Genomic DNA, 19,581 nt, shown 5'->3' with positions numbered 1-19,581 from the left:
TGCCCCCACGCATTCGCCAGCAAGCCGGCTCCTACAGGTAGAGCAGTGCAGGCAACCCGGGGCACATAGAACAACATCAACTAAGCAGTCGATTTTTAATTATTTTTAAAACTAAACAACCGCTTTTATCATCGCCGCAACCCGCTCCTACAAAATCCGGCAGACCTCTGAAAAAGCTGGATAAAGCGGCGATGTCACAGTAGTTTCGTCAGGTCTGAATCGCACCTGACATTCCAATTAAAACAGGGGACTCACATGAACATGTCTGCAATTCGCCGCACTTTCTTGCTGTCGGCCTTCAGCCTGGTGCTGGGCACTGGCCTGGTGACTCACGCCGTCGCAGGTGAACAGCTGGACGCCATCAAAAAGAACGGCACCCTCAACGTCGGCCTTGAAGGCACTTATCCACCGTTCAGCTTCGTGGGCGAAGACGGCAAGCTGACCGGTTTCGAGGTGGAGTTCTCTGAAGCGCTGGCCAAGGAACTGGGCGTCAAGGTCAAGCTGACCGCCACCCCATGGGCGGGCATCCTGGCGGCACTGGAGTCCAAGCGTCTGGACGTGGTGATCAACCAGGTGACCATCTCCGACGAGCGCAAGAAAAAATACGACTTCTCTGAGCCGTACACCGTCTCCGGTATCCAGGCCCTGGTGCAAACCAAGGACGCTGGCGTGATCAAGACCGCCGCCGACCTGAAAGGCAAAAAAGTCGGTGTTGGCCTGGGCACCAACTACGAAGAATGGCTGAAAACCAACGTGCCTGATGCCATCGTCAAAACCTACGACGATGATCCGACCAAATATCAGGACCTGCGCGTAGGCCGTATCGACGCCATTCTGGTCGACCGCCTCGCGGCACTGGAGTTGGTCGCGAAAACCAAGGACAAACTGGCCGTTTCCGGCGAAGCGTTCTCCCGTCAGGAAGCGGGTATCGCACTGCGCAAAGGCGAGCCTGAATTGCTGGCCGCGATCAACAAGGCCATCGACAAGCTGCGCGCTGACGGTACCCTCGCCAAGCTGTCGCAGAAATACTTCAAGGCTGACGTGACCAAATGATTCCAGAGAGCCTACAGCTCGCGCTGGACTCCGCGCCCTTTCTGCTCAAGGGCGCGTATTACACGGTGGGTCTGAGTCTCGGATCGATGTTTTTCGGGTTGGTGCTGGGCTTCGGCCTGGCACTGATGCGTTTGTCGAAAGTCTGGCTCATCAGCGCCATCGCCAGGGTGTACGTGTCGTTCTTTCGCGGCACGCCCCTGCTGGTTCAGCTCTTCATGATTTATTACGGCCTGCCGGATCTGGGCATCGAACTCGATGCGATCACGGCAGCGCTTATCGGTTTGTCATTGAACATGGCGGCTTACGCCTGTGAAATCCTGCGTGCCGCCATCGGTGCGGTGGATCGGGGTCAGTGGGAAGCCGCCGCCAGCATCGGCATGACCCGCGCTCAGGCCATGCGTCGGGCGATTCTGCCGCAAGCTGCGCGAACCGCATTACCACCGCTGGGCAACAGTTTTATCTCGCTGGTAAAGGACACGGCCATGGCCGCCACCATTCAGGTGCCGGAAGTGTTCCGTCAGGCGCAGCTGATTTCGTCGAGGACCCTGGAAGTCTTCACCATGTATTTCACCGTCGCGGTGATTTACTGGGTCCTGTGCACCGTGCTCGCGCACTTCCAGAACCGTCTGGAAGCCCGGGCCAACCGCCACGACGTGGAGTCCTGAGCCATGATCACCGTTGAAAAACTGACCAAGGAATTCAAGGGCAATCAGGTCCTCAAGGGCATCGATCTCAAAGTCGAGCCGGGCGAAGTGGTGGCCATCATCGGCCCCAGCGGCTCAGGCAAGACGACGTTTCTGCGTTGCCTGAATTTCCTCGAAGAACCCACCAGCGGCACGATCGTCGTGGGCGACATCAAGATCGATGGCAGCCGACCGCTGACCCAGCAGGCGGGGTTGATCCGGCAACTGCGCCAGCATGTCGGTTTCGTGTTCCAGAACTTCAACCTGTTCCCTCATCGCACGGCGCTGGAAAACGTCATCGAAGGCCCGACCGTGGTCAAGAAGATGCCACGTGCCCAAGCCATCGAATTGGGGCGCTCGCTGTTGGCCAAGGTTGGCTTGGCGGGCAAGGAAGACGCCTACCCGCGTCGTCTGTCCGGTGGCCAGCAACAGCGCGTGGCCATTGCCAGGGCCTTGGCGATGGAGCCGGAAGTCATTCTCTTCGATGAACCGACCTCTGCGCTGGACCCGGAGCTGGTGGGCGAGGTGTTGAGCGCCATCCGTGCCCTGGCCGAAGAAAAACGCACGATGGTCATCGTCACCCACGAAATGAAATTCGCCCGTGACGTGGCCAATCGCGTGGTGTTCATCGACAAGGGCGTAATTGTCGAACAGGGCGACGCAAAGGAACTGTTCGCCAACCCTAAAGAAGAACGCACTCGGCAGTTTCTGGAGCGCAGCAGGAATTAGTCCTACAACGCTTGCAGTATCGAACGGCGCCCTTGGGCGCCGTTTTCTTTGGGTCCAACATTTGGAAAAGTTTGGACCAAGCGAACATCCCCAATATTTTTCCGTACCTTCGCGCGCTTTCCATCAGCTTATCCAATGTTTCGTTCAACAATTCGCTTCACTTCTTATAACGTCGATTGACTTCCTGACATCCTACAAATAAAGCCAGCTCTCTCTGTGGTCTCACTCGTCTTTATCGCGATAAACACGCTACCCAATTCATGTAAGGCATCATGCCGGTTCCCCGCCCCTACCCTTTGATACTTTGTAGGAAGGGTCTGTTTAATTGACACAAACGCCGTTAAGCCTCCTGAGCCATTGACAGATATGCAGTAACACAATTAGCTCGAATCGAAAACTAACTATCGCCTTGAAAAATTAGCAAGCTGGTATTTGGCACTATTTGTATGGTTTGCCAACACTGCGCATCGAGCGTGTACTAACGACATCGTTTCCAGAGAGGGCTTGCATCGAGAAAAACCGGTGCATGCTTTGTTCAAGTCCATCATTCAGTGAGAACCCAAAATGATTTACACCCCCATCAGCTGTATGCCTCTCAAGCTCTTCGCCCCTTATTTACCGCAGTTGAACAAACAAGGAATAGGTGCCTTGGCCGCAAGCGATTTGCGGGTGAATATCGATCCTTATCCAGAAATGGAGAGCGGTGACTTGATCGAACTGTTCTGGGGAGACTGTTATGTTGCGTCAACACTTTTATCTGAGTCCGACATCGGATACACAACAGTCCTACATATTCCTGAGAGTTTCCTACAAAGCGGGAAGGTTAAAACCTACTATCGCGTCACGAAGATAGGCAGCGAATCGGTGCGATCACCAAGTTGCAAGGTGTGGGTCAAACTGGAGATTCCCGGCGGTCATTTGGTCAGTACCGACGGTGAAGAAAATCAAGGCCTGGCACCCGTCATGTTTGACGAAGCGGTCATGCGTCACGGACTGAGCGCCGAACAATGGGTGAACGGCGTGCACATTTCAATCGAGTGCTACCCACACATGGAGGTCTACGACGAAATCACCCTGCGTTGGGGTGATATCCGGATGGACCTTCCGGCACTGACCGAAGAACAAGTCGGGCAGGACATCGACGTTCATGTGCCTGCCACACTGATTCAGGAAGCCGGGGATGACTCACATCAGGAAGTCACTTACTGCGTCATTGACCGTGTCGGCAACAACTCACGGTGGGCGCCTGTACGATCCATCCGGGTCAGCACCGGCGAGGCTCCAATGTCGAAGGGGTAAGACACGCTTGTCACTCAACGCTCCGTCGCGGTTTCGGCCCCTGCCGCGACGGCCCTCCAGAATGGCGGCCCGACTGAAATGTGAGCCGGTCTGCAACTTCAGGCCTCTTGCGAAAAGTCCGACAGCTCGGAATAACCCTTCCTACAAACCCCGCCCGGGACGCCCCGCTGCTCGCTGCTAGCCTCGTGGAAACCCTTTACGAGACGTTCGCCATGCACTGCAAACATATTGTCAAGTACTTCACGCTGCTTCTGGTCTTCAATTCCTGCCTCGTCTGGACCGACCCGCTGACGAGCAGCCCGCAGGCCCTCTTCGCCTTCTATGCTTATTCCTAAATGCAAGTTTATTTAATTTTTATACACGCTTAGGGTATATGCACCGGACCACCGGACCATCGCTAGTTTTCCTGCCGCCCTTGCGGTCTTGAATCGAGGTTCCAATGGTCACGTACACAATTACCCCAGTGCATAACGCCAGGGCATTGCGCGGAAGGATGGGTCGCCACCATGACTGATCTGAACGCACTTTCTGTCCAGCATCCCCTGGACATCGCTCCTCCTCTGCTGCCTGCCAAGGTGCTGCGCAGCGACGCCGAAGCCATCGCCGCCGCCCATGAACTCGCGGCATTCGTCCGCCCCACTGCTGCCCTTCGTGATCGCGAACGTCAGTTGCCGTGGGCTGAAATCGAGCAGTTCACCCGCAGTGGCCTCGGCAGCATTGCCGTGCCCCGTGCGTATGGCGGCCCGCAAGTGTCGTTCGCGACGGTGGCGCAGGTGTTTGCCATCCTGTCCGCCGCCGATCCCGCTGTGGGACAGATTCCGCAGAACCATTTCGGCATTCTCAATTCTCTGGTCGGCAGCGCCACGGACGCACAGAAGAAAGTGCTGTTCGACAGCATTTTGAACGGCGCGCGCATCGGCAACGGAGGGCCGGAGCGCGGCACTAAAAACACCCTCGACGTGAAAACGCGCCTGACCGCCGACGGTGATCAATTTTTGCTCAATGGTCGCAAGTTCTATTCGACCGGCGCGCTGTTCGCCCATTGGGTCGCGGTCAAAGCGATCAACGACGACGGCAAGCAGGTGCTGGTGTTCGTGCCCCGTGGCACACCGGGCCTGCACATCATCGACGACTGGTCCGGCTTCGGACAGCGCACCACCGCGAGCGGCAGCGTGCTGCTGGACAACGTGCGAGTCAGCGGCGATCTGGTCATCGAAAACTGGAAGCTGGCCCTCGCGCCGAGCATTCAGGGCGCGGTGTCTCAACTGATTCAAGCTGCCATCGACGCTGGCATCGCCCGAGAAGCCATCGACGCGAGCATCCGTTTCGTGCGTGAACGTTCGCGTCCGTGGATCGAGGCCAATGTAGAACGCGCCAGCGATGACCCGTATGTGATTGCCGACATCGGCAAACTGAAGCTGGAACTTCACGCCGCCGAAGCGCTGCTGAACAAGGCCGGTCGTGTGCTCGATGAAATTGCGGCGGCGCCCATCGACGCGCAATCCGCGGCCCGCGCCTCCATCGTGGTCGCCGAAGCCAAGGTGTTGACCACCGAAATCGCCCTTCAGGCCAGCGAGAAGCTGTTCGAACTTTCCGGCAGCCGCGCCACCCTGGCCGAATTCAACCTCGACCGGCACTGGCGTAACGCCCGCGTGCACACCTTGCACGATCCCGTGCGCTGGAAAGTCCACGCCGTCGGCGCCTGGAACCTCAACGGCACCCTGCCTGCCCGCCATTCCTGGATCTGAACCAGACAACTGGAAGCATACATATGAGTCTTCAATCCTTGCCGCATGATACGCAGGCGGTGACCGCGATCATCAAAGATGACGCCCAGGCACTGGCAGTCGCCCATTCGCTGGCTGAACGTTTTAAACAAGAGAGTGCTGTACGCGACCGCGAACGCCGCCTGCCCCACGCGGAACTCGAACAGTTCTCCCGCTCGGGCGTGTGGGGCATCAGCGTACCCAAAGCCTTCGGTGGCGCGGGCGTTTCGTACGTCACGCTGGCTGAAGTCATTCGCATCATCTCGGCGGCCGACGGCTCGCTGGGCCAGATTCCGCAGAACCATTTTTACGCCCTCGAAGTGCTGCGCGTGAACGGCAGCCCTGAGCAGCAAAAGCGGCTGTATGCCGAAGTGCTCGCTGGTCAGCGCTTTGGCAATGCGCTGGCGGAACTCGGCACCCGTATGGCCCATGACCGGACCACGCGTCTGAGCCGCGACGGCAAAGGTTGGCGCATCAACGGCCGAAAGTTCTACTCCACCGGCGCGATCTACGCCCAGCGCATTCCGACGTCGGTGATCGATGACGAGGGCATTCAGCAGCTCGCATTCGTTCCCGCCGACACTGAGGGGCTGACCGTCATCGACGACTGGAGCGGCTTCGGTCAGCGCACCACGGGCAGCGGCTCGGTGGTGTTCGACAACGTTTACGTCAGCGATGAAGACGTGGTGGCGTTCCAGACCGCCTTCGAACGCCCGACCACTGTCGGCCCGCTGGCGCAGATTCTTCACGCCGCCATCGACACGGGGATCGCTCGCGCAGCCTATGAAGACGCCTTGCATTTCGTGCGGACCCGCACCCGTCCGTGGATCGATTCCGGCATTGAAAAAGCCGTGGATGACCCATTGACGCTGCACAGCTTCGGCAAGCTCGGCATTCGCCTGCACGCCGCTGAAGCCTTGCTCGAACGCTCCGGTGAATTTCTGGATCGCGCCCGGGCCGACAGCAGCGCGCAGAACGTCGCGCAAGCTTCGATTGCCGTGGCCGAAGCCCGCGCCATCAGCACCGAGATTTCGCTTGCTGCTGGCAGCACGTTGTTCGAACTGGCCGGTTCTCAATCGACGCTGGCCGAGCATGGCCTCGATCGTCACTGGCGCAACGCACGGGTTCACACGCTGCATGACCCGGTGCGCTGGAAGTACCACGCCATCGGCAACTTTTACCTGAACGACGTCAATCCGCCGCGCCGGGGGACGATCTGATGAGCAAGAAGAAGATCCTGCTCAACGCGTTCAACATGAACTGCATCGGGCATATCAATCATGGTTTCTGGACGCACCCTCGGGACACGTCCACCCAGTACAAGACGATCGAATACTGGACAAATCTTGCACAGTTGCTGGAACGCGGACTGTTCGACGGGCTGTTCATCGCCGACATCGTCGGCGTGTACGACGTGTACCAGAAGTCCATTGATGTCCCGCTGAAAGAGTCGATTCAACTGCCAGTCAACGACCCGCTGCTGCTGGTGTCGGCCATGGCAGCGGTGACGAAAAACCTCGGTTTCGGCCTGACCGCCAACCTGACGTACGAAGCGCCGTATCTCTTCGCGCGTCGCATGTCCACGCTCGACCACCTGACCCGAGGCCGCGTCGGCTGGAACATCGTCACCGGTTATCTGGACAGCGCGGCCAAGGCCATGGGCCTGAGCGAGCAGATCGAACACGACCGCCGTTATGACCAGGCCGACGAATACATGGAGGTGTTGTACAAGCTCTGGGAAGGCAGTTGGGAGGACGACGCGGTCATCGAAGACCGTGAAGCGCGGGTCTACGCGCAGCCGGAAAAAGTCCACTACGTACGGCATCACGGCGAGTTTTATCAGGTCGAGGGTTACCACCTTTGCGAGCCGTCACCACAGCGCACGCCGGTACTGTTTCAGGCAGGCAGCTCGGATCGCGGCCTGCAGTTTGCGGGCAGCAACGCCGAGTGCGTATTCATCAGCGGCCAGAACAAACCGGCGACTCGCGAGCAGGTGGATAAAGTGCGCGCCAGCGCCGTGGCGGCCGGTCGCAACCCGGACGACATCAAGATTTTCATGGGCCTGAACGTCATCGTTGGTGCGACGGAAGAGGCTGCCCGCGCCAAGCATGCCGAATACCTCAAGTACGCCAGCCCGGAAGCGGGGCTCGCGCATTTCTCGGCCTCGACCGGCATTGATTTCGCCGATTACGAACTGGATGAGCCGATCCAGCACGTGAAGAGCAACGCGATTCAATCGGCGACCAAAATTCTCAAGAACAATGATTGGACCCGGCAAAAACTGCTGGATCAGCACGCGCTGGGCGGGCGTTACATCAACGTTATCGGTTCGCCCGAGCAGGTGGCGGGCGAGCTGGAATCCTGGATCGCCGAGACCGGCCTCGACGGCTTCAACCTGACGCGCATCGTCACCCCGGAGAGCTATGAGGACTTCATCGATCTGGTGATTCCCGAGCTGCAACGGCGCGGTTCGTACAAGACCGCTTACGAGCACGGGACCCTGCGCGAAAAGCTGTTTGCCGACGGGGATGCGCGGTTGCCTGAGAGGCATGCGGGGGCGGGATACAGAGCAGCAAACACGCTCGATAAGGCGACACCGACTTAACGACGAACGATGCCCCAACTGTGGGAGCGAATTCATTCTGGGCGGTACAGCCGATGGAGATTCGTCGCTTGAACACCCGCATCGCGAATGAATTCGCTCCTACAGGAGGCCTGCGTCAATCCAAATAATTCACACCAGACCACTGACACCGAACCGGACACAACACCATGACAAAAACCCTGCTCACCCTGGCCCTTTCCCTCGGGCTGTTCACCGGCTTCACTCAAGCGGCCGACGAGACGCTTAAAGTCGGCACCACCGCCGCGTTCGCCATTCCTTTGGAAACGGCTGTCGCCGAAGCCGAGAAGCAAGGCCTGAAAGTCGAGCTGGTGGAATTCACCGATTGGATCGCGCCTAACGTCAGCCTCAATGCGGGCGACATCGACGTGAATTACTTCCAGCACATTCCCTTTCTGGAAAACGCCAAAGCTGCGTCGGGCTTCAACCTGGTGCCGTACGCGCCGGGGATCATCAACAACGTCGGCCTGTACTCGAAGAAATACAAAAGCTTCGATGAACTGCCGACTGGCGCCAGCGTGGCGATCGCCAACGACCCGATCAACGGCGGACGCGGCCTGCAACTGCTGGCCAAGGCCGGTCTGCTGACCCTCAAGCCAGGCGTGGGCTACAAGGCCACTGAAGACGACATCCTCACCAACCCGAAGAAGATCAAGCTGATCCAGGTCGAAGCCGTGCAACTGGTCCGCGCCTATGACGACGCCGATCTGGTGCAGGGCTACCCGGCCTACATTCGTTCGGCAAAGAGCTTCGATGCCACCTCGGCGATTCTGTTCGACGGCCTCGATCACCCGGAATACGTGATTCAGTTTGTGATCAAGCCGGACCACAAGGACGACCCGCGTCTGGCCAAGTTCATCGACATCTACCAACACTCCCCTGTCGTCCGCGCCGCGCTGGATAAAGCCAACGGCACGCTCTATCAACCTGGCTGGAAGAACTGACCATGAGCGCCACTGTGCAACGCTCCCTGCCACTGGAAGAGCTCACGCCGCATTCCGCCGCACAGGCGCGTCTGCACCCGGAAAAAGCCAACGCCCACGTGCGCTTCAGCCAGTTGGGCAAGGTGTATGAAGGGCAGCAGGGGCCGGTCGCGGCTCTGCAAGGCATCGACCTGGATATCCAGCGCGGCGAGGTCTTCGGCATCATCGGGCGCAGCGGCGCGGGCAAGTCGTCGCTGATCCGCACCATCAACCGGCTGGAACAGCCGAGCAGTGGTCGGGTGTTGATCGATCAGATCGACATTGCGGCCTTCAACGAAGACAAGCTGGTGGAGCTGCGCCGACGGATCGGCATGATCTTTCAGCACTTCAACCTGATGTCGGCCAAGACCGTCTGGAAGAACGTCGAACTGCCGCTGAAAGTGGCAGGCGTTCCCAGGGAACAGCGTCAGCGCAAGGTCGCCGAATTGCTGGAACTGGTAGGCCTGCAAGACAAGCACAACGCCTATCCGGCGCAGTTGTCCGGCGGCCAGAAACAGCGCGTCGGGATCGCCCGCGCGCTGGTTCATGACCCGGAAATTCTGCTGTGCGACGAAGCCACCTCGGCGCTCGATCCTGAAACCACGCAATCGATCCTCGGCCTGTTGCGCGAGATCAATCAGCGGCTAGGGCTGACGATCATTCTCATCACCCACGAAATGGCCGTGATCCGGGAAATCTGCGACCGCGTCGTGGTCCTGGAAAAAGGCCAGATCGTCGAGCAAGGCCCGGTGTGGCAGGTGTTCGGCGATCCACAACACGAGGTGAGCAAAACCCTGCTGGCGCCGCTGCAACATGCGCTGCCCGACGATCTACAGGCCCGTCTGCAGCCTCAGCCGGCAGACGAAAATGCCAGTGTGGTGCTGGATCTGCAATTCACCGGCAGCCACGGCAGCGAACCGGACTTGTCGTCGCTGTTCAGTGCGTTTGGCGGTCGCGTCAGCCTGTTGCACGGCGGCGTCGAGCGCATTCAGGGACGTGCGCTGGGGCATTTGCTGCTCGCCATCAGCCACTCGCCGTTGTCTGTCGAAGAACTGCTCATCCGCGCCCGCAAACAGGCGCAACACGCAAAGGTACTGGGTTATGTGGTTTGAACGCTTGTGGCAAGGCACGCTCGACACGTTTCTCATGGTCGGCGTCTCTTCACTGATTGCGCTGCTGCTGGGTGTTCCGCTGGCGGTGATTCTGGTCACCAGCGGCAAAGGCGGGATCTTCGAAGCGCCGAACGTGAATCGCGTGCTGGGCGCGTTCGTGAACATCTTTCGCTCGGTGCCGTTCCTGATTCTGATGGTCGCGCTGATCCCTTTCACGCGCCTGATCGTCGGCACGACCTATGGCGTGTGGGCCGCCGTCGTGCCGTTGACCATCGCCGCCACACCGTTCTTCGCCCGTATCGCGGAAGTCAGCCTGCGCGAAGTCGACCACGGCCTGATCGAAGCGGCCCAGGCCATGGGCTGCCGCCGCTGGCACATCGTCTGGCACGTCCTGCTACCGGAATCCCTGCCGGGGATCGTTGGCGGCTTCACCATCACCCTCGTCACCATGATCAACTCCTCGGCCATGGCCGGCGCAATTGGCGCAGGCGGCCTCGGCGACATCGCCTACCGCTACGGGTATCAGCGGTTCGATACGCAAGTGATGCTGACCGTGATCGTGCTGTTGGTGGTGTTGGTGGCGGTGATTCAACTGGGCGGGGATCGGTTGGCGTTGCGGTTGAATAAACGGTGATTTGATCCGGGGGCTGGTCCTCAACTAAAGCAGAACGTCTTGTCGGGGGTTGCGGTATCGATGAAATCATCGTCCTGGCACGCCCCCTCCTGTAGGAGTGAGCTTGCTCGCGATCGCGGAGGTTCAGATACGTCGTTTGCGATTGATACACCCTCATCGCGAGCAAGCTCACTCCTACAGATTTGCGTCGTCTACGGCGAGCAAGGGTATATTGCCCACTCCCTCCGCTCAGAATCCGCCCCCATGAAACTCGACCCGCAGGACCTCGCTCAGATCACCGCCACCACGCTGGGCAATTACAACGATGTGGCGGAGGGCTTTCGTGAGGGCACGCGGGATCATGATGTCAGCCAGAACATCGACGCGTTGTTGCGCAATATCCGGGGCGTTGCGCCGTTTCAGATTCTCGATTTTGGCTGCGGGCCGGGGCGGGATTTGCGCACGTTTACCGCCTTGGGTCACGTAGCGACCGGGCTGGACGGCTCGGAGCGTTTTGCCGACATGGCCCGTGCCGACAGTGGCTGTGAAGTCTTCCACCAGAACTTTCTCGCATTGGACCTGCCTGCCGAGCGCTTCGACGGCATTTTCGCCAACGCGTCACTCTTTCATGTTCCCCGTCAGGAATTGCCGCGTGTCTTGGGCGAGCTGCGCAATGCGTTGAAGCCGGGTGGCGTGCTGTTCAGCTCCAACCCTCGGGGCAACAATCAGGAAGGCTGGAAGGGCGAGCGGTATGGCTCGTTCCATGACCTGGAATCCTGGAGCGCGCTGCTGACCGAAGCGGGGTTCGTAGAGGTCGAGCATTATTACCGGCCGGAAGGGCTGCCGAGGGAGCAGCAGCCTTGGTTGGCGAGTGTGTGGCGTAGGGTTTGAAGCACCACCGATCTCACGGCAAATGACAGACCTGTGGGAGCGAATTCATTCGCGAATAGGCAGTACAGTCGATGCATCTCTATCGCCTGAACGCTATTCGCGAATGAATTCGCTCCCACAGGGTTCACGCATTGACCGAGCATTCCGCGATTAGTCCAGAGTCGCTTGATAAGCGGTCACGTCGCTATCTCCTTTGATCGCCGTCACGCTATGAGCAGCAAACGAACGCCCGCCCACCTCTCGCACCCTTTCATCAAAATTCGCCACCAGCCGCGTGCCGTCGTTGAACGTGGTCTGTTGCACCAACCGGTCAGCCGTCAGCCACTCGAATCCGATCATGGCCTGTGTCGCCAATCGCTCATGCAGTGGGCGAAAGAAAGCGTCCTGCTTTTGAATGATCTTCAACCGGGCCTGAAGTGTGTCCTGGCTCAGGTGGTACAACGGCGGCACGTTGTAGAGCAGTTGAGTCAGCTCGTTCTCCGCCCTGACGTTGTTCAGTTTCAAGCTGTCGAACAGCCAATGATGGGTCGTGATGACCGAGCCGTGGAACACTGCCTGGTACAGCGGAAGGCGTGTCGTCGGGTCGAAATGCACGGCGCGATAGCGCTCTTTGATGGGCACGGATTTGAAGAACACGGCAGGTTTTTCCGGGGGATACCAATTGCCCACGAACCAGGGCGATTGAGCGAGCGTGCTCATGTCCGCATCGCCCCAACCGATCACCGGGGTCTGCATGCCGTGGGCGAAGAAGATGCCCTGCGAGGTGCTGGCATGGCCGTCTTCTGAGCCCACGACCAGCCCCTGAGACTCGCCCACCCAACGCGCTGCGTCTTCGTTTGCAGAGGCATTCTGTGATTGGGTCAAGGTCGCACCAGAGCGGTAGCTGTCGAAGACCATGCCCGTGGCGTAAGCGTCGAGAAACCAGCTGTTGAAACCGGCAACCCCGCGCACGGCCTGAACGCGGGCTTCGAGCAATGGCCTGACGCAACGAGGATCGGTGTAATGCCCGGACTGCTGAAAGCCGCTCTTCGCTGTGCCGTTCTTCAACACGATGCCGCAGTCGCGGTGCGCATTGCTGCCCAAGTGTGCGGTGGTCCAGTCCGGGTTTTCGCTATCGGCCAGCGCCGTTTCGTACGAGTCGTAGGGGGAAATCAGGTAGCCCGCCTTCACGGCTGCACGCACCGCTTCGGGATGCCACAGCCCGCCTTCCCAGCCGTCACCAAGACCAAGCCACAACCGCGTGAGACCCGCCGCTCGGAACAACTCGATGTTTTTCGCTGTGAGCATGCCGCCCCAGCGCGAGGGGTCATCCGTCAGTGCATCCCCGAAAAACCGGGCGATTTCAGTTCGCCACTCACCGTAACTCGACGCCAGAACGTCCATGTCTGGTTGAGCACCTCTGCGCCAACGTGCGCGAGCCGCTGTGTTGAACGCGCCGTTCAAATCGCGCAGCACCACGACTTGCTCCCAGCGCTGCAATGGCGGACGCGAAGGGTCAAGCATCGCGCGCGCCTCGGCATTCATGTGCCCCTTGAGCCGTACGGCGAGCGGTGCAGAAGAGTTCAGCGCGTCGATCAGCCGCGACCAGGATCGAACATCTTTCAACCCCAGCAAATCGTTGCCCCATAGGTACGCATGGGCCGCCCCGCTCAATTTGCGGGCTTCGGGGGTTTTGGCGAGTTTCTCGTCGAGTGTCTGATAGGCGCCGCTGTCGATCAGCCATTGCCGGTAGCGACGCGCACCCGCCAGCGGATCTGAATCCCCAAGGTAAAGGCGAAAAGTCAGGGGCGCATGGGGATCGAGGGACGTGAATTCGTGAGCCGCAGTCAACGCCAGCCCATCGCCCTGAGCCTTGAGTGTCAGCTGATTATTGAATGGCTGGGTCATCAGCCAGGTGAGGCTGAACGCGCCGTGGTCCATGCCCCACAGCGGCAGGCTCAAGTCCTGCGTAGTATTGAGTGAACCTTGATCGACCAGAAACCGCTGCCACACCGCATGACCTCGGGGCACGTAATGCCCTTCGGCAAGCGGCCAGATCAAGGCGCGACCCATGGCGTTCGCCGGTTGGTTGAGGAACGCCAGCGTGCCTGCCTCACGGGCGGTGACAGTCAGCAACAATTCGCGCCGTTCGAGGCGCGCTTCAAGCGCCCAGGCACCGTCATCCCATTGCCAATTCAGGCGATCCGAAGTCCGTTCGATGTGACCGACGGCATGCGACGCAACGCCCGACGACACGTGAATCGCCGATTGGCCAATGGGATGCACCCTGATCGCCATCGTCTTCGGCTCAAGCTCGACCCGCCAGAATTCATTTTCCAACGTTTCACTGGCGACAACAGACCCGCAAACGAACGCACACAGCACTCCCACGGCACGCAAAATGAAACTACACATGACGACAACCCACTGAGTGATCAAGGCTGTCGACCGTACTCAGGGAGCCTACAAACGTCGTTCAGACGTTTCCCACGGCAACGTAGGCCGATGAGACTTAGCGTGTAGGTGCGGGCTCACCCTCTTCGTCCTCGTCTTCATCGTCCGCGCCGTGGCCCTCGGCTCTGCGCTTTTTCTCCTGTTCGGATTTATCCCGCTGTTCCTGCGTCGGCTCTTTGATCTTGTACCAGGCCACGTACAGCGCAGGCAGGAACAACAGCGTCAGCAGGGTGGCGATGATGATCCCGCCGATCATCGCGTAGGCCATCGGCCCCCAAAACACTTCGCGGGCAATCGGAATCATGCCCAGACTCGCCGCAGCAGCCGTCAACAGAATCGGGCGTCGTCGATGCTCGGTGGCTTCGGCCACAGCATCCCAGGGCAGATAACCGGCGACTTCGTATTCGTGGATTTGCGTCACCAGAATCACCGAGTTGCGGATGATGATGCCGATCAACGCGAGAATCCCAAGGATCGCCACGAAGCCCATGGGCGTGCCGGTCGGGACCAGCGCCAGCACCACGCCGATCAACCCGAGCGGCGCGACACTCGCCACGAGGAACATCTTCTGCACGCTGTGCAGCTGAATCATCAGGAAGGTCGCCATCAGGAAGATCATCAGCGGCACGACCTTGGCAATTGGCCCTTGGGCCTTGCCGCTCTCTTCCACCGTACCGCCGGTGGCGATCTTGTAGCCCGGTGGCAGCGCCGAGGCGAACTTGTCGATTTCGGGCTTCAGCTCTTTCACCAGATCGGTCGGCTGCATCTCGTCACGCACAGCGGCCTTCAATGTGATGGTCGGCTTGCGGTCGCGGCGCCAGACCAGCGGCTGCTCCAGCTCATACCGAACATTGGCGAACGCCAGCAACGGAATCGATGTGCCCTGCGGCGTGACGATTTGCAGGTTTTGCAGGGTTTCCGGCGAGCCGCGTTCAACGTCCACAGCGCGCCCGACCACGTTGATCAGGTAAATGTCGTCGCGCACCTGGGTCACGGCCGAACCGGTGACGATGCTGTTCATCAGCTGGGCGACGTCTTCCGACGACAGCCCGAGTTGCCGTGCCTTGTCCTGATTGATGTCGATGCGCAGGACCTTGCCCGGCTCGTTCCAGTCGTAAATCATTTCCCCGATGTGCTGGTTCTTGTCGAGCAGCGTCGCGAGGTCGATAGCGTGTTGACGCACTTTGTCGATGTTATCGCCACTGACCCGGTACTGAATCGGACGCCCCACTGGCGGGCCCATTTCCAGCGGCTGCACGTAGGTGCCAATGCCGACGAACTCATCACGCAGGCGTTTTTTCAGGCGGTCCATCAGCCCGGCACGCTCTTCCAGGCCTTTGCTGACGATCACCAGTTGCGCGTAATACGGGTTTTCCAGTTGCTGGTCCAACGGCAGGTAGAAACGCACCGCGCCCTGCCCGATGTAGGTGCTCCAGCGCACGATGTCCGGGTCGTCCTTGAGGCTCGCTTCCAGTTTGTCCACAGCCTTGCGCGTCTCGTTGATCGAGGCGTTTTGCGGCAAATTGAGGTCGACGAGGATTTCCGGTCGGTCAGACGACGGGAAGAACTGGTTCTGCACAAAGCGCATGCAAAACACCGAGGTCGCGAACAGCAGCACCGTGACGATGATCGTCAGCCAGCGATGCCGCATGGCCCAGAACATCGAGGTGTTGAAGGCTCGGGCGATGCGGCCCGGCTTGTGGTGTTCGTCTTTCTTTTTCACCTTCTCGCTGAGAATGTGTACGCCAATGACTGGCGCGAACAGCACTGCCACGACCCACGACACCAGCATCGCCACGGCAATCACCGCGAACAGCGTGAAGGTGTATTCCCCCGCCGAACTGGCGTTGAGGCCGATGGGCACGAAACCGGCCACCGTCACCAGCGTACCGGTGAGCATCGGGAACGCCGTCGAGGTGTAGGCGAAGGTCGCGGCCTGCTCTTTGGAATCGCCCATTTCCAGCCGCGAGACCATCATCTCGACCGTGATCATGGCGTCGTCCACCAGCAAGCCGAGGGCGATGATCAGCGCGCCCAGCGAAATCCGTTGCATGGTGATGCCGCTGTACTCCATGAACACGAAGACCATCGCCAGCACCAGCGGGATCGAGCACGCCACCACCAGCCCGGCGCGCATGCCGAGGCTGATAAAGCTCACGATCAGCACGATCACCACCGCCTCGAACAGCGCGCTGGTGAAGCCACCGACGGCTTTTTCCACCACCTGCGCCTGATCCGAGACGTTGTTCACGCCCACGCCGATGGGCAGGTCGGCGGTCGCCGCCTCCATCCGCGCATGCAGGTCTTTGCCGAACTCTTGGACGTTGCCGCCCTTTTTCATCGCAATCGCCAAGCCGATAGCCGGCTTGCCGTTGTAGCGAAACAGCGGCTTGGGCGGATCGACGTAACCCCGGCTGATGTCGGCGATATCGGTCAGGCGATAGAAACGGTCGTTGAGGCGCAGGTTGACCGTTTCCAAATCCTTCTCGGAGGCGAACTGGCCGGACGTGCGCACCGAAATGCGCTCAGGCCCGGCCTCGATCACCCCCGCAGGCGTCACGGTGTTCTGCGATTGCAGGCTTTGCACGACCTGGCGCTGATCCAGCCCCAACGCCGCCAACTTGCGGGTGGAGAAATTCAGGTACAGCACTTCGTCCTGCTGGCCGATCATCTCGACCTTGCCCAGCCCTGGCACATCGCGGATTTGCACGCGGACCTGTTCGACATAGTCCCGCAGCTGGCGCATCGTCAGCCCGTCAGCGGTAAAGGCGTAGATCGAGCCGTAGACGTCACCGAACTCGTCGTTGAACGCCGGGCCTTGTAACCCTTGAGGAAAGGTCCCGCGAATGTCATCAATTTTCTTGCGGACCTGGTACCAGATCTCCGGAATCGCGGCCGCGCTGGTGGTGTCCCGCAGGTAAACGAAGACTGTGGACTCGCCCGGTCGGGTGTAGCTTTTCACGTAGTCGAGGGAGTCGAGCTCTTCGAGTTTTTTCTCGATGCGGTCGGTGACTTGCTCCAGGGTTTCGTCCACGGTCGCGCCCGGCCAGCGGGTCTGGATGACCATGGTTTTGATGGTGAACGAGGGGTCTTCCTCGCGGCCCAGGTTCATGTACGAAAACACGCCCATCAGCAAGCCGACGAACATCAGGTACCAGACAAAAGACTGATGCTTGAGCGCCCAATCGGAGAGGTTGAACTTCCCTTTCATCGTGGGCTGTCCTTATCGACTTTGACTTTCTGCCCCGGTTTGAGGCTGTTCACACCGGCGGTCACCACGCGCTCGCCGCCCTTCACGCCACCGGCCAGCACCATGCTGTCGGTGTCGCGACTGACCACATGGACCGGACGCGGCGACACGGTCTGGTTCTGGGTATCGACGATCCAGATCTGCTGCTTGCCGTCGATCTCCTGCAACGCCGTGAGCGGCAATTCGATGCGCGGCTCGATGGCCGAACTGAGGGTTACGCTGATCGCCGTGCCCAGTCGGAATGACGGCGGCGTGTCGGCCAGGGTGAGGCGTGCGCGACGGGTGCGCGTCGTGCTTTCAGCTTGCGGTTCGAGTTCACGCAGGGTGGCCGTGGTGTTGATGGCTGGTTCCAGTTGGCTGGCGACCTTGAACACCACGTCGTTGGGCAATTGCTCAGCCAGCGGTCCCGGCAGGTCGATCACGGCTTCCTTGATGTCCGGACGTGCCAGCGTCACCACCTGCTCGCCCGCGCTGACCACTTGCCCCGCTTCGACTTTCCATTGGGTCACGACGGCGTCGTGGTCCGTGCGCAATTCGCTGTAGCTTAATTGGTCCTTGGCCTGTTGCAACGCAGCCTTGGACTGATCGAATGAAGACTGGGAGGTTTTGAGGTCGGTCACTGCGACATCCAGCGCCGCCTGCGCGCCGACGCCTCGGTCGAACAGCTCCTGCTGACGCCGCGCATTGGCCTGGGCATTGATCAACTGCGCCTCGACGCGGGCCAGATCGCCCTGGGTCGAACGCACCTGATTCTGCTGGTCGGTCGGGTCGAGTACGGCGAGCATGTCACCCTTCTTCACTTCAGCGCCCACATCGACACTGCGCTGGGCGATGCGGCCCGAGACGCGGAAACCCAAGGTGCTTTCATAACGCGCCGCGATGTTGCCGGCGAAACGTCCGAGGCTTTCCTCCGCCTGAGGTTTCACCTCGACGAACAACACCGGGCGCACGGGCTCCGGTGGTGGCTCTTCCTTGCTGCACGCGCTTATGAGCAATGCCATCAACGTCACTCCCGTCAGGCGCTTCATTGCGGTGCTCCTGTCGGGTTCTTGTAGACGTCAGCCAGTTCGACCTTCATGTCCGGGTGCAGCAGTTGATTGCCAGCGACCACGACTTTCTCGTCGTTCTTCAAACCGTCGATGATGATGACTTTGCCCGTCAGGTAACGCCCGACCGTTACGCCACGCAGGCTGACCTTGTTCTGGTCATCGACCACCCAAACGGCAGGTTGGCCGAGTTGATCGCCCAGCCCTTTTGTAAGGGCCGACCATGGCAGTTCGACGCTCTGTTTCGCAGGCACCGACAGCGCGGCACTGACGACGGAGCCGAGCTGCATGCCTTGAGGCAGAGTCTCCAGTGCAATCTTCACCTGTAGCGTGCCGGTCTGCGCCGACACCGCTGGGGTGACTTCGCGCACCTTGCCGGTGGCCTTGATTTGCGGGTTATCAAGCAGCGTGACTTCGACCGGCTGATCCGTTGGCGGGTTGACGAACAACGACTCGTAGACGTTGAACACAGCGTCGCGTTCGCCATCCCGGGCCTGACTGAAAATCGGCATGGTCGCTTGAACCACCTGACCCACTTCGGCCTGACGCGCCGTGATGATGCCCGGCGCATCGGCGATCAGCGACGTGTAGCCCAGTTGTTCGCGCGCGTTGGCCAACTGGGCTTGGGCGGCTTTCAGCGCGCTCTGGCTGCCACGCAGTTGGGCTTGCGCGGAATCGTATTCGCTTTTGCTGGTGTAGCCTTTCGGCAGCAGCTTTTCCTGACGCACGAACGCAGCGGCGGTCTGTTTCACGCGAGCCTGCTCGGCGGCGACAGCGGCGTTGGCCGAATCGACGTTGGTCTGTAAATCCTTAGGGTCGAGCTTGGCGAGCACCTGCTTGGCCGTAATACGGTCGCCCACATCCACCATGCGCTGAATGATCTTGCCGCCGACGCGGAATGACAGTTGGGTTTGCACCCGCGCCTGGATATCGCCCGTCAGCGCGACGGCCGCCGCGAACTCGGCGGTTTTGACCTGTTGAACCTGCACGCGCGGCAGCACGGGGTCTTTGGGCTTTTCCTTGCCGCAGCCAGACAGCAGCGCCAGGCACATGCCGAGCGCGAGGGCCGTTAGGCCAGTGTGAAGAACCGAGGGTTGAGCGGGCATGCAAGCTCCTTGTGC

The 19,581-nt window shown here is 60.0% G+C and carries 15 protein-coding genes; 11 read left to right on the top strand and 4 right to left on the bottom strand.

The window, feature by feature from the left end:
- Positions 1–255: 255 nt before the first annotated feature.
- From tcyJ to ACWKWE_RS24365, 11 genes are all read left to right on the top strand, one after another.
- A complete protein-coding gene (gene tcyJ, locus ACWKWE_RS24415) occupies positions 256–1,053 on the top strand; it encodes a cystine ABC transporter substrate-binding protein (RefSeq protein WP_166595809.1) in 798 nt (265 codons plus the stop codon).
- Positions 1,050–1,718, top strand: coding sequence for a cystine ABC transporter permease (tcyL, locus tag ACWKWE_RS24410; protein ID WP_166595810.1), 669 nt, complete (start codon positions 1,050–1,052; stop codon positions 1,716–1,718). Before tcyJ ends, tcyL begins: the two co-directional genes overlap by 4 nt.
- A gap of 3 nt (positions 1,719–1,721) precedes the next feature.
- Complete coding sequence (gene tcyN, locus ACWKWE_RS24405; protein ID WP_483851956.1) at positions 1,722–2,465, top strand: L-cystine ABC transporter ATP-binding protein TcyN; 744 nt, start codon at positions 1,722–1,724, stop codon at positions 2,463–2,465.
- 564 nt (positions 2,466–3,029) lie between these two features.
- Complete coding sequence (locus ACWKWE_RS24400; RefSeq protein ID WP_483851955.1) at positions 3,030–3,764, top strand: hypothetical protein; 735 nt, start codon at positions 3,030–3,032, stop codon at positions 3,762–3,764.
- 506 nt (positions 3,765–4,270) lie between these two features.
- Positions 4,271–5,512: an SfnB family sulfur acquisition oxidoreductase gene (locus ACWKWE_RS24395; protein ID WP_483851954.1), complete on the top strand. Its 1,242-nt coding sequence runs from the start codon at positions 4,271–4,273 to the stop codon at positions 5,510–5,512.
- 23 nt (positions 5,513–5,535) lie between these two features.
- A complete protein-coding gene (locus ACWKWE_RS24390; protein ID WP_483851953.1) occupies positions 5,536–6,750 on the top strand; it encodes an SfnB family sulfur acquisition oxidoreductase in 1,215 nt (404 codons plus the stop codon).
- A complete protein-coding gene (locus ACWKWE_RS24385; protein WP_483851952.1) occupies positions 6,750–8,135 on the top strand; it encodes an LLM class flavin-dependent oxidoreductase in 1,386 nt (461 codons plus the stop codon). Before ACWKWE_RS24390 ends, ACWKWE_RS24385 begins: the two co-directional genes overlap by 1 nt.
- A 167-nt stretch (positions 8,136–8,302) precedes the next feature.
- Complete coding sequence (locus ACWKWE_RS24380) at positions 8,303–9,097, top strand: MetQ/NlpA family ABC transporter substrate-binding protein (RefSeq protein ID WP_483851951.1); 795 nt, start codon at positions 8,303–8,305, stop codon at positions 9,095–9,097.
- Positions 9,098–9,099: 2 nt separating this feature from the next.
- Positions 9,100–10,227 (top strand): methionine ABC transporter ATP-binding protein, encoded by a 1,128-nt coding sequence (locus ACWKWE_RS24375; RefSeq protein WP_483851950.1) that lies wholly within the window; start codon positions 9,100–9,102, stop codon positions 10,225–10,227.
- The gene (locus tag ACWKWE_RS24370; protein ID WP_166595818.1) at positions 10,217–10,861 is read left to right on the top strand and encodes a methionine ABC transporter permease; all 645 of its coding nucleotides are present in this window, start codon (positions 10,217–10,219) and stop codon (positions 10,859–10,861) included. Before ACWKWE_RS24375 ends, ACWKWE_RS24370 begins: the two co-directional genes overlap by 11 nt.
- Before the next feature lie 243 nt (positions 10,862–11,104).
- A complete protein-coding gene (locus tag ACWKWE_RS24365; protein WP_166595819.1) occupies positions 11,105–11,731 on the top strand; it encodes a class I SAM-dependent methyltransferase in 627 nt (208 codons plus the stop codon).
- A gap of 150 nt (positions 11,732–11,881) precedes the next feature.
- On the opposite strand, the gene ACWKWE_RS24360 is transcribed toward ACWKWE_RS24365, so the two are convergent.
- The 4 genes from ACWKWE_RS24360 to ACWKWE_RS24345 form a co-directional block, all read right to left on the bottom strand.
- Positions 11,882–14,125, bottom strand: a complete 2,244-nt coding sequence (locus ACWKWE_RS24360) for a glycoside hydrolase (RefSeq protein ID WP_483851949.1) — start codon at positions 14,123–14,125, stop codon at positions 11,882–11,884.
- A 97-nt stretch (positions 14,126–14,222) separates the two neighbouring features.
- Positions 14,223–17,375, bottom strand: a complete 3,153-nt coding sequence (locus ACWKWE_RS24355) for an efflux RND transporter permease subunit (RefSeq protein ID WP_483851948.1) — start codon at positions 17,373–17,375, stop codon at positions 14,223–14,225.
- Positions 17,372–18,442 (bottom strand): efflux RND transporter periplasmic adaptor subunit, encoded by a 1,071-nt coding sequence (locus tag ACWKWE_RS24350; RefSeq protein WP_483851947.1) that lies wholly within the window; start codon positions 18,440–18,442, stop codon positions 17,372–17,374. The genes ACWKWE_RS24355 and ACWKWE_RS24350 overlap by 4 nt, the downstream gene beginning before the upstream one ends.
- Complete coding sequence (locus ACWKWE_RS24345) at positions 18,439–19,566, bottom strand: efflux RND transporter periplasmic adaptor subunit (RefSeq protein ID WP_483851946.1); 1,128 nt, start codon at positions 19,564–19,566, stop codon at positions 18,439–18,441. Before ACWKWE_RS24345 ends, ACWKWE_RS24350 begins: the two co-directional genes overlap by 4 nt.
- Positions 19,567–19,581: the final 15 nt, after the last annotated feature.

It is taken from the genome of Pseudomonas salicis, assembly GCF_057128705.1.
The sequence above is the reverse complement of the archived record's forward strand: the minus strand, read 5'-3'. Positions and strand labels throughout refer to the sequence as shown.